Origin of the sequence: Teichococcus deserti (assembly GCF_001982615.1) — a bacterium.
GTDB lineage: Bacteria > Pseudomonadota > Alphaproteobacteria > Acetobacterales > Acetobacteraceae > Pseudoroseomonas > Pseudoroseomonas deserti.
On sequence record NZ_MLCO01000260.1, the window covers coordinates 1 to 10,076 of the forward strand.

The 10,076-nt window shown below is 72.0% G+C and carries 10 protein-coding genes; all 10 read left to right on the forward strand.

All coding sequences use genetic code 11. From position 1 onward, the window contains the following. Nucleotides 1-55 precede the first annotated feature (55 nt). Entirely contained in the window at nt 56-1,369 is a 1,314-nt protein-coding gene (locus BKE38_RS22880) for an RsmB/NOP family class I SAM-dependent RNA methyltransferase (RefSeq protein ID WP_076959545.1), read from the forward strand. Between the two features lie 155 nt (nt 1,370-1,524). After that, on the forward strand, nt 1,525-2,187 hold the full coding sequence (rpe, locus tag BKE38_RS22885; RefSeq protein WP_076959546.1) for a ribulose-phosphate 3-epimerase: 663 nt from the start codon (nt 1,525-1,527) through the stop codon (nt 2,185-2,187). Continuing rightward, nucleotides 2,187-3,833, forward strand: coding sequence for a heparinase II/III family protein (locus BKE38_RS22890; protein WP_207553647.1), 1,647 nt, complete (start codon nt 2,187-2,189; stop codon nt 3,831-3,833). Before rpe ends, BKE38_RS22890 begins: the two co-directional genes overlap by 1 nt. A 16-nt stretch (nt 3,834-3,849) precedes the next feature. Next, nucleotides 3,850-4,959, forward strand: coding sequence for a glycosyltransferase family 4 protein (locus BKE38_RS22895; RefSeq protein ID WP_076959547.1), 1,110 nt, complete (start codon nt 3,850-3,852; stop codon nt 4,957-4,959). Between the two features lie 237 nt (nt 4,960-5,196). Beyond that, the gene (locus tag BKE38_RS22900) at nt 5,197-5,445 is read left to right on the forward strand and encodes a sulfurtransferase TusA family protein (protein WP_076959548.1); all 249 of its coding nucleotides are present in this window, start codon (nt 5,197-5,199) and stop codon (nt 5,443-5,445) included. After that, nucleotides 5,442-6,371, forward strand: coding sequence for a histone deacetylase family protein (locus BKE38_RS22905; protein WP_076959549.1), 930 nt, complete (start codon nt 5,442-5,444; stop codon nt 6,369-6,371). Before BKE38_RS22900 ends, BKE38_RS22905 begins: the two co-directional genes overlap by 4 nt. A gap of 33 nt (nt 6,372-6,404) precedes the next feature. After that, a complete protein-coding gene (locus tag BKE38_RS22910; protein ID WP_076959550.1) occupies nt 6,405-6,656 on the forward strand; it encodes an exodeoxyribonuclease VII small subunit in 252 nt (83 codons plus the stop codon). After that, nucleotides 6,653-7,564: a polyprenyl synthetase family protein gene (locus BKE38_RS22915; protein ID WP_076959551.1), complete on the forward strand. Its 912-nt coding sequence runs from the start codon at nt 6,653-6,655 to the stop codon at nt 7,562-7,564. The genes BKE38_RS22910 and BKE38_RS22915 overlap by 4 nt, the downstream gene beginning before the upstream one ends. Continuing rightward, nucleotides 7,564-9,540: a 1-deoxy-D-xylulose-5-phosphate synthase gene (dxs, locus tag BKE38_RS22920; protein WP_076959552.1), complete on the forward strand. Its 1,977-nt coding sequence runs from the start codon at nt 7,564-7,566 to the stop codon at nt 9,538-9,540. The genes BKE38_RS22915 and dxs overlap by 1 nt, the downstream gene beginning before the upstream one ends. Before the next feature lie 283 nt (nt 9,541-9,823). After that, nucleotides 9,824-10,076, forward strand: a 253-nt coding sequence (locus BKE38_RS22925; protein ID WP_278247641.1) for a S4 domain-containing protein, incomplete at its 3' end; no start/stop codon positions are given.

Consider the following 10,076-nt stretch of genomic DNA (forward strand, 5'->3'; position numbering starts at 1 on the left):
GTCGGCGGCGTCAGGTGTGTATAGGAGCCACCTCCCGCCCCATAGCGTCCCGGACATGAGGCCGCCCGCCGACCGCCGCCCCCGTCCCGACGCCCCCCGTGGCCCCCGTCCCGGTGGAGGCCGCGCGCCTGCGCCCCGCCGCAACCCGACCCGCGCGGCCGCGCTGGCGCTGCTGACCGCGGTGCTGGACCGGCATCGCGGGCTGGAGGAGGCGCTGGACGCCCTGCCGCCCGGCGAGGCGCGCGACCGCGCCGCCGCGCATCGCATCGCGGCCGGCGTGCTGCGCCGCCTGGGCAGCATCGACGCCATCCTGGAGCCGTCGCTGCGCCGCGAGCCGCCGCCGGAGGTGCGCCAGGTGCTGCGCATCGGCGCCGCCGAGCTGCTGCTGCTGGAGACGCCGCCGCATGCGGTGGTCTCCAGCTGCGTCGACCTGGTGCCGCGGCCCTTCGCCGGGCTGGTCAACGCCGTCCTGCGCAAGGTCGCCGCCGCCGGGCCCGCGGCGCTGGAGGAGCTGGACGGCGAGCGGCTCGACACGCCCACCTGGTTGTGGAGCGCCTGGCACGCCGCCTATGGCCCCGGGGTGCGCGCCATCGCCCGCGCGCATCGCCTGCCGGCGCCGCTGGACCTTTCCCTCAAGCCTGGCGCGGCCTTCCCGGAGGGCGCCGAACGCCTGCCCAACGGCACCGCCCGCTTCCCCGCCGGCACCCGCATCACCGAGCTGGACAGCTTCATCGCCGGCGACGCCTGGGCGCAGGACGCCGCGGCCTCGCTGCCGGCGCGGCTGCTGAACGCGGGTCCGGGGATGAGCGTGGCCGACCTCTGCGCCGCCCCCGGCGGCAAGACCGCCCAGCTGGCCGCCGCCGGCGCCGAGGTGGTCGCCGTCGAGCGCGATCCCACCCGCCTGCTGCGGCTGCGCGAGAACCTGGCCCGGCTTTCTCTCAGTGCCGAGACGGTGCATGCGGATGTGGCGCAGTGGAATCCTGGCCGCCGGTTCGACGGCATCCTGCTGGACGCGCCCTGCAGCGCCACCGGCACCATCCGCCGCCACCCCGACGTGCCGCATCTGAAGCGGCCGACCGATATCGGCTCGCTGGCCACGCTGCAGCGGCAGCTGCTCGAAGCCTCGGCGAAATTGCTTGCGCCGGGCGGCAGGCTGGTCTTCGCCACCTGCTCGCTGCAGCGGGAGGAAGGCGAGGCCCAGGCCGCCACCCCGCCCGCCGGGCTGGTGCCCGACCCGATCCGCGCCGAGGAGGTGCCGGGGCTGGAAGCGGCCCTCTCGCCCGAGGGCTGGCTGCGCACCCGCCCCGACCTCTGGGCCGGGCAGGGCGGCATGGACGGCTTCTTCATGGCGCGCTTCCGCGCGGCCTGAGGCCGGAATTGCGCGGGCCATGGGCTTGGCGCGGCTTTTTTGTTGTTTTTTCCTGCCGCGAGGGCCGGTTTCTCCAGATTTACTGATGACAAGCCGGGCAGGACCTGCTCCGTCTCAGCTTGTTCTGCACCAGCGCAGAAGGCATAACATCCGTCGTGACACGTCCGGTCAAAATCGCCCCGTCCCTTCTGGCCGCCGATTTCGCGCGGTTGAGTGAGGAAGTCGCCGCCATCGATGCCGCCGGCGCCGACTGGCTCCATCTGGACATCATGGACGGGCATTTCGTGCCCAATATCAGCTACGGCCCGTCCGTGCTGAAGGCGCTGCGCGGGAAGACCGCCATGTGCTTCGACGTCCATCTGATGATCGCCCCCGCCGACCCGTATCTGGCGGCCTTCGCCGAGGCCGGGGCGGACCGCATCAGCCTGCATCCCGAAGCCGGGCCGCATCTGCACCGCTCGATGCAGACCATCCGCGCCCTGGGCAAGTCGCCGGGCGTGGTGCTGAACCCGGGCACGCCCGTCTCGGCCATCGAGCATGTGCTGGACCTGGTCGACCTGGTGCTGGTGATGACGGTCAATCCGGGCTTCGGCGGCCAGTCCTTCATCGAGAGCCAGCTGCCGAAGATGGAGACGCTGCGCCGCATGATCGACGCCACCGGCCGCGAGATCGCGCTGCAGGTCGATGGCGGCGTCACCGCCAAGACCGCGCCGCTCTGCATCGCCGCCGGCGCCGACGTGCTGGTGGCCGGCACCGCCGTCTTCGGCGCGCCCGACTATGCGGCCGCCATCGCTGGCCTCCGTGGAGGCTCCGCCTGATGTCCGACTGGCTGCGCGGCGCCCGCCGGGTGATGGCCGGGCTGAAGCCGGTGAAGGTGCCGGAGGCGCCGGCCCGCGCCTTCCGCGACCTCTGGCCCGGCGACGCGACGCGCGGCCACCGGCTGCTCCGCGGCGAATGCGAGGTCGGCGGCACCACCCGCCCGCTGATCACCGCCGAGGAAGGCGGCCAGGGCTGGGGCGAGGGCAGCGGCTCCGCCCTCTGGCGCGCCGCCGTGCACGGCTTCTGCTGGCTGCGCGACCTGCGCGCGCTGGGCACCGATGGGGCGCGCCTGCGCGCCCGCGATCTCACCGCCGACTGGCTGGAGCGCGGCAGCAGCGAGGCCCTCGCCGCCGCCCCCGAGGTCGCCGGCGCCCGCCTCTCCGCCTGGCTCGGCCACTGGGATTTCCTGGCCGCCACCGCCGAGGACCACTTTCGACGTGCGCTGATGGTGCGGCTGGCGCAGGACGCCCGCGTCCTGGTCGCGACCTTGCCGGCCGAGGCGCGCCACCGTGGCGGCCTGGCCGCGCTGAAGGGCGCCATGGCGGCCTCCGTCGCGCTGAACGAGGAGGCCTGGATCGCCCGCTGCCTGCGCGTGCTGCCGCAGGAGATCGAGCGGCAGATCCTGCCCGACGGCGCCCATGTCGAACGCTCGCCCGGCCAGCTGCTGCTGGCGGTGCAGGACCTGATCGAGATCCGCAACTTGCTGCATGGCGCAGGCCTCGAGGCGCCGCCGCATCTGGCGCTGGCGCTCGACCGCGCCGCCCCGGCGTTGCGGCTGTTCCGCCACGGCGATGGCGGCCTCGCCCTGTTCAACGGCACCCGGGACGAAGGCGCCGCCCTGGTCGATCTGGTGCTGACCCAGGGCCAGGCCCGCGGCCGCGCGCCGCTGATCCTGCCCGAGGCCGGCTTCCAGCGGCTGCAGGCCGGCCGCACCCTGGTCATCGTCGACTGCGGCCCGCCGCCCGAGGGCCGCGCCGCGCTCAGCCCCGCCGGCCTGCCGCGCCAGGCCGACCGCTTCCACCATGCCGGGACCCTGGCCTTCGAGATGTCGGTCGGCCGCGACCGGCTGATCGTCAATTGCGGCGCCGCCACCGCGGCCGAGAGCGCCTGGCGCGACGCGCTGCGCGCGACCGCGGCGCATTCCACCCTGGTGCTGGCCGACACCAACAGCAGCGAGCTGCGGGAAGAGGGCCTCGGCCGCCGTCCCGAAGGCGTCGAGGCCGAGCGGCAGGAAGCCAATGGCGCGCAGTGGCTGGACGCCAGCCATGACGGCTACAAGAAGGGCTTCGGGGCGCTGCACCGCCGGCGGCTCTACCTGTCCGAGTCCGGCGACGACCTGCGCGGCGAGGATTCGGTCGAGGTCGAGAACCCGGTCGCCTACGAGGTCCGCTTCCACCTGCATCCCGGCGTCGTCGCCAGCCCGCAGCTGGAGGAGAATGCGGTGCTGCTGCGGCTGCCCTCCGGCGCCTCCTGGCGGCTGCGCGCCAGCCGGGCGAAGCTGGCGGTCGAGGAAAGCGTCTTCATGGCCGGCGAGCCGCGCCGCACCAGCCAGGTCGTGCTGCTGGCCGAGCCCGGCACCGCCTCGGTGCAATGGGCGCTGAGCCGGGTCAACCTGCCGACCCCCGGCATCGTCGAGGAAGGCTGACCAGCCTTCGCGCGCCATGAAGATCGCCGAGGTCTGCAACGTCGACTTCTCGCTGCGGCATTTCGTGCTGCCGGTGATGCGCGGCGCCCGCGACCGCGGCCACGAGGTGGTGGGAATCTGCGCCGAGGGCCCGCTGCTCTCGGTCGCCCGCGCCGAGGGTTTTCGGATCATTCCGGTCCCGATGGCGCGCAGCCTGAACCCGGTCGCGCAGCTGAAGGCCTTCCGCGCCCTGCTGGAGGTGTTCAGGGCCGAGAAATTCGACCTGGTGCATGCGCATATGCCGATTTCCGGCCTGCTGGCGCGCGCCGCCGCCAAGGCCGCCGGGGTGCCGCGCATCGCCTATACGGGTCATGGCTTCCTGTTCAACCAGCCCGGCCCCTATTGGCGGAAGAACCTGGCGCTCGGCCTGGAATGGCTGGGCGGCCGCGCCACCGACGTCTTCCTGACCGTCAGCCAGGAGGAGGCCGCAGACGCCCGCCGCCTGGGGCTCGCGCCGCACGCCGTCGGCATCGGCAATGGCCGCGACCCGGCCCGCTTCCGCCCCGACGCCGAGGCCCGCGCCCGGCTGCGCGCGGAATTCGGCGCGAGCCCGGATGACTGCGTCGTCGTCATCGTCTCCCGCCTGGTGCGCCACAAGGGCCATGTCGAGCTGCTGCGCGCGCTGGAAGACGTCCCCGGCGCGACCCTCTGGGTGGTCGGCGAGCGCCTCGCCTCCGACCACGGTCCCGACATGGCCGAGGACTTCGCCCGCGCTGAGAAGCTGCTGGGCCCGCGCCTGAAGCGCCTGGGCTATCGCGACGATGTCGGCCAGGTGCTGGCGGCGGCGGATGTCTTCTGCCTGCCCAGCCATTTCGAAGGCCTGCCCATGTCGGTCATCGAGGCGATGATGACCGGCCTGCCCGTGGTCGCTACCGACATCCGTGGCCCGCGCGAGCAGGTGATCGACGGCGAGACCGGCTTTCTAGTGCCGCCCCTGACCGTGCCCCCCCTGGCCGAGGCCCTGCGCAAGCTGTCCGCCGACCCTGACCTGCGGGTGCGCTTCGGTGCCGCCGGGCGGGAGAGGGCGCTGGAGCTTTTCGATGAAAGCAAGGTCATCGGGAAGACTCTCGATTTATTAGGCCTTTAGCGGAGAGAAGACAGAGGCAGGCCAGGGGAATGAATTCCCCTGGACCCCATCTTTTTTCTGTCAGGCTGCCGCTGCCCCCCGGCCAGGTGGGACGCTGCACTCGCCCCGCCGTGACGCCCTGGTGTCGCTGTCGGTGTCGCGGCTGGGCACGAAATGGCCGTCAGAAAGAAATTCATTCCCCCAACCTTCTGGGCCTAAGCCTTCTCTTTCCCGCCTCTCCGCTCCACTATCCCCCGCATGAGCGAGACCATGCTGGACGTGCAGGGCCTGACCTGCCCCTTGCCCGTGTTAAAGGCCAACAAGGCCCTGCGCAGCCTGCCGGCCGGGGCGCGGCTGGTGGTGCTGGCGACCGACCCCGCCAGCGTGAAGGACTTCCAGGCCTATAGCCGCGAGACCGGCCATGCCCTGGTCGGCTTCAGCGAGCAGGCCGGGCAGTACCGCTTCACCCTCCGCAAGCGCGACGTCGAGCCCGCGGCCGAGGCATGAGCCTGCTGCTGGTCACCCACCGGGCGTGCCTGGGCCATTCCAATGGCGAGGGCCATCCGGAGGAGCCCGGCCGGCTGCGCGCCGTCCTCGCCGCGCTGGAGGCCGAGGAGTTTTCCACTGCCATCCAGGAGCAGGCGCCGCGGGCCACCGAGGAGCAGCTGCTGCGGGTGCATCCGCGCCATCATGTCGAGGGCATCCTGGCGATCCGCCCGGAGGGCGAGGCCATCCTGATGCTGGACGGCGACACCGGCATGAGCGCCGGCAGCGCCGAGGCCGCGCTGCGGGCCGCCGGCGCCGGCGTGGCGGCGGTCGATGCTGTCTGCCGGGGCGAGGTGCGGCGGGCCTTCTGCGCCGTGCGCCCCCCCGGCCACCATGCCGAGCCCGACCGGCCGATGGGTTTCTGTCTGTTTTCGAATGCGGCCATCGCGGCCAGGCATGCCCAGGCGGTGCATGGGCTGGGGCGCGTTGCGGTGGTGGATTTCGACGTCCACCACGGCAACGGCACCCAGGCGGCGGTGGAGGCGGACCCGACCATCCTGTTCCTCTCCTCGCACCAGTCGCCCTGCTATCCGGGCACCGGGCTGGAGAGCGAGACCGGGGTTGGCAATGTCTTCAACGCCACCCTGGCCCCGGGTGCCGATGGCGAGGCCTTCCGGGCGGTCTGGCGCGACCGGCTGCTGCCGGCGCTGGAAAGCTTCGGGCCAGAGCTGGTCATCGTCTCGGCCGGCTTCGACGCCCATGCGCGCGACCCGCTGGCGCAACTCCGCGTGCGGGAAGCGGATTTCAATTGGCTGACCGCCGAAATCTGCCGGATTGCCGACCGGCTCTGCGGCGGACGAGTCGTCTCCACGCTGGAAGGCGGCTATGATCTGGAGGCGCTGGCGGCCTCGGCCGCCGGCCATGTAAGGGCGCTGCTCTGCGCCTGACGCCGCTTTCCGCCACCCCCTGAGGTGCCTGTCATGTCCGAGACGCCCCACCAGGACGTCGCCGCTTTGTCCTTCGAGGCCGCTCTGGCCGAGCTCGATGCCATCGTGAAGAAGCTCGAGGGCGGCCAGGCCAAGCTCGAGGAGGCGATCGCCGACTATGAGCGGGGTGCCGTGCTGCGCCGCCATTGCGAGGCGAAGCTCGCCGAGGCGGAGCAGAAGGTGCAGGCGATCGTCGCCGGCCCGGGGGGCAGTCCGATGGGCGCGACCCTGCGCGACCTGCCGTGACCGCCGATACGCTGCCCGAGGCGCTGCGCGCCGCGGCGGGCGAGATCGAGGACGCGCTGGACGCGCTGCTGCCGATGCCGGAAGGGCCGGAGGCGCGGCTCTTCGCCGCCATGCGGCATGCCTGCCTGGGCGGCGGCAAGCGCATGCGCGGGTTTCTCGTGGTCGAGGGCGCGGCGCAGTTCGGGGTGTCCAAGACCTCGGCGCTGCGGGTCGCGGCGGCCATCGAGATGCTGCACGCCTATTCGCTGGTGCATGACGACCTGCCGGCGATGGACAATGACGACCTCCGGCGCGGCAAGCCCACCGTGCATCGCGCCTTCGACGAGGCCACCGCCATCCTGGCCGGCGACGCGCTGCAGGCCCAGGCCTTCGCGGTGCTCGCCGCCGAGGACACCCATTCCGACCCCGCCGTCCGCGCCGAGCTCTGCCTGCGCCTGGCGCTCGCCGCCGGCCCGCGCGGCATGTGCGGCGGCCAGATGCTCGACATGCTGGCGGAAGAGCAGGCCGAGGTCGGCGCGCCGCCGCTGGGCGAAGCCGCCATCGGCCGGCTGCAGCTGCTGAAGACCGGCAAGCTGATCGAATTCTCGGCCGAGGCCGGGGCCATCCTGGGCAAGGCGCCGGCGCAGCAGCGCCAGGCGCTCTGCTTCTACGGCCGCGAGCTCGGCGCCGCCTTCCAGATCGCCGACGATATCCTGGACGCCACGGCCTCGGCCGAGGAGACCGGCAAGGCCACCGGCAAGGACGCCGCCGCCGGCAAGGCGACGCTGGTCGGGCTGCTCGGCCTCGACCGTGCTCGGGTCCAGGCGGAAAGACTGGCCGCCCAGGCCCGCGCGCATCTCGACAGCTTCGGTCCGCGTGCCGATCTACTGCGGATGCTGGCTGACTATACCATCGCCCGGAGGTCCTGATGGCGAATCCCCCTGTGCCCGGGACCCCTCCCGTGACCGCTCCCGCGACGCCGCTGCTCGACCGCGTCCGCGTGCCCAGCGACATGCGCAACTTCTCCGCCGACCAGCTGAAGCAGGTGGCGGAAGAGCTGCGCGCCGAGACCATCCACGCCGTCAGCCAGACCGGCGGCCATCTGGGCGCCAGCCTCGGCGTCGTCGAGCTGACGGTCGCCATCCACGCCGTCTTCGACACGCCGCGCGACCGGCTGATCTGGGACGTCGGCCACCAGACCTACCCCCACAAGATCCTGACCGGCCGGCGCGACCGCATCCGCACCCTGCGCCAGGGCGGCGGCCTGTCCGGCTTCACCCGCCGGTCCGAGAGCGAATACGACCCCTTCGGCGCCGCGCATTCCTCGACCTCGATCTCGGCCGGCCTGGGCATGGCGGTGGCGCGCGACCTGAAGCGCGCCATCCCCGGCGAGCCGCATGACGACCGCAACGTCATCGCGGTGATCGGCGACGGCGCCATGAGCGCCGGCATGGCCTATGAGGCGATGAACAATGCGGGGGCCATGCGCTCGCGCCTGATCGTGGTGCTGAACGACAACGACATGTCGATCGCGCCGCCGGTCGGCGCCATGTCGGCCTATCTGTCGCGGCTGATCTCCTCGCGGCCCTTCCTCTCCCTGCGCGAGATGATGGCCAAGCTGGCCCGCCGCTTCCCGGCGCCGCTGGAACGCGCCGCCCGCCGCGCCGACGAATATGCGCGCGGGCTGCTGACCGGCGGCACGCTGTTCGAGGAGATGGGCTTCTACTATGTCGGCCCGATCGACGGGCACAGCCTGGACCACCTCCTGCCGGTGCTGCGCAACCTGCGCGATGCCGAGGACGGCGCGCCGATCCTGCTGCATGTCGTGACGCAGAAGGGCAAGGGCTACGCCCCCGCCGAGGCCAGCGCCGACAAGTACCACGCCGTCTCCAAGTTCAACGTGGTCACCGGCACCCAGGCCAAGGCGCCGCCGGGTCCGCCGACCTACACCAAGGTCTTCTCCCAGGCGCTGATCGCCGAGGCCGAGGCCGATCCGCGCATCGTCGCGGTGACTGCCGCCATGCCCTCCGGCACCGGGCTCGACGCCTTCCAGAAGCGCTTCCCCAAGCGCACCTTCGACGTCGGCATCGCCGAGCAGCATGCGGTGACCTTCGCCGCCGGCATGGCGACCGAAGGCATGAAGCCCTTCGTCGCCATCTACTCGACCTTCCTGCAGCGCGCCTATGACCAGGTCGTCCACGACGTGGCGCTGCAGAAGCTGCCGGTCCGCTTCGCGCTCGACCGCGCTGGCCTGGTCGGCGCCGACGGCGCCACCCATGCCGGCGCCTATGACATCGCCTATCTCGGCTGCATCCCCGAGATGGTGCTGATGGCCGCCGCCGACGAAGCCGAGCTGGCGCATATGGTCGCCACCTGCGCCGCCTTCGACGAGGGCCCGACCGCCCTGCGCTTCCCGCGCGGCGAAGGCTTCGGCCTGGTGCCCGTCCCCGCCCGCGGCACGGTGCTGGAGATCGGCCGCGGCCGAATCCTGCGCGAAGGCAGCAGCGTCGCGCTCCTCAGCTACGGCGCCCGCCTGCAGGAATGCCTGAAGGCGGCCGACGAGCTCGCCGCCCGCGGCCTGTCCTGCACCGTGGCCGACGCCCGCTTCGCCAAGCCGCTCGACACCAAGCTGGTCGAGCAGCTGGCCCGCGACCACGCGGTGATGATCACCATCGAGGAAGGCTCGGTCGGCGGCTTCGGCTCGCTGGTGATGCAGCACCTGGCCTGGCAGGGCCTGCTGGATGGCGGCCTGAAGTTCCGCCCGATGGTGCTGCCGGACGTCTTCACGGACCATGACTCGCCCAAGGCCCAGTACGAGCAGGTCGGCCTGTCCGCCGCCACCATCGCGGCCCATGCCGTGGCGGCGCTGGGGGCCGGGGATGCGTTGAAGCCAGTCAGGGCCTGAAGGGGAGACAGGGGGTAGGCCAGGGGAATGAATTCCCCTGGACCCCTTCTTTCTTTTTTCAGACTGCCGTGTCCACGTGGAGACAGGACGTGAAACGGCTCCGCGGCAGCGCGACCTGTGGGCGAGCACTGATTTTATAAAACCGTGTCCCGCTGCGATGCCCTGGTGCCGCCTGTGGAGCGGCGCTGGTCTGCAAACGGCCGGTGATCAGAAAAAAGAAGGGGGTTTGGGGGAATTCATTCCCCCAACCTTCTTAAGATCCTTCCATTGAGAGACTTCACTGATGCCCAAGCAGCGTGCCGATGTTGCCCTCGTCGATCGGGGCTTGGTCGAGACCCGGGCCAAGGCGCAGGCGCTGATCATGGCGGGCAAGGTGTTTTCCGACACGAAGCGCGTCGACAAGCCAGGGCAGCCGGTGTCCGAGGACACCCCGCTGGAGGTGAAGGGGCAGGAGCATCCCTGGGTCAGCCGCGGCGGCATGAAGCTCAGCCACGCGCTCGACTTCTTCGGGCTGGATCCGGCGGGGCGGGTGGGCG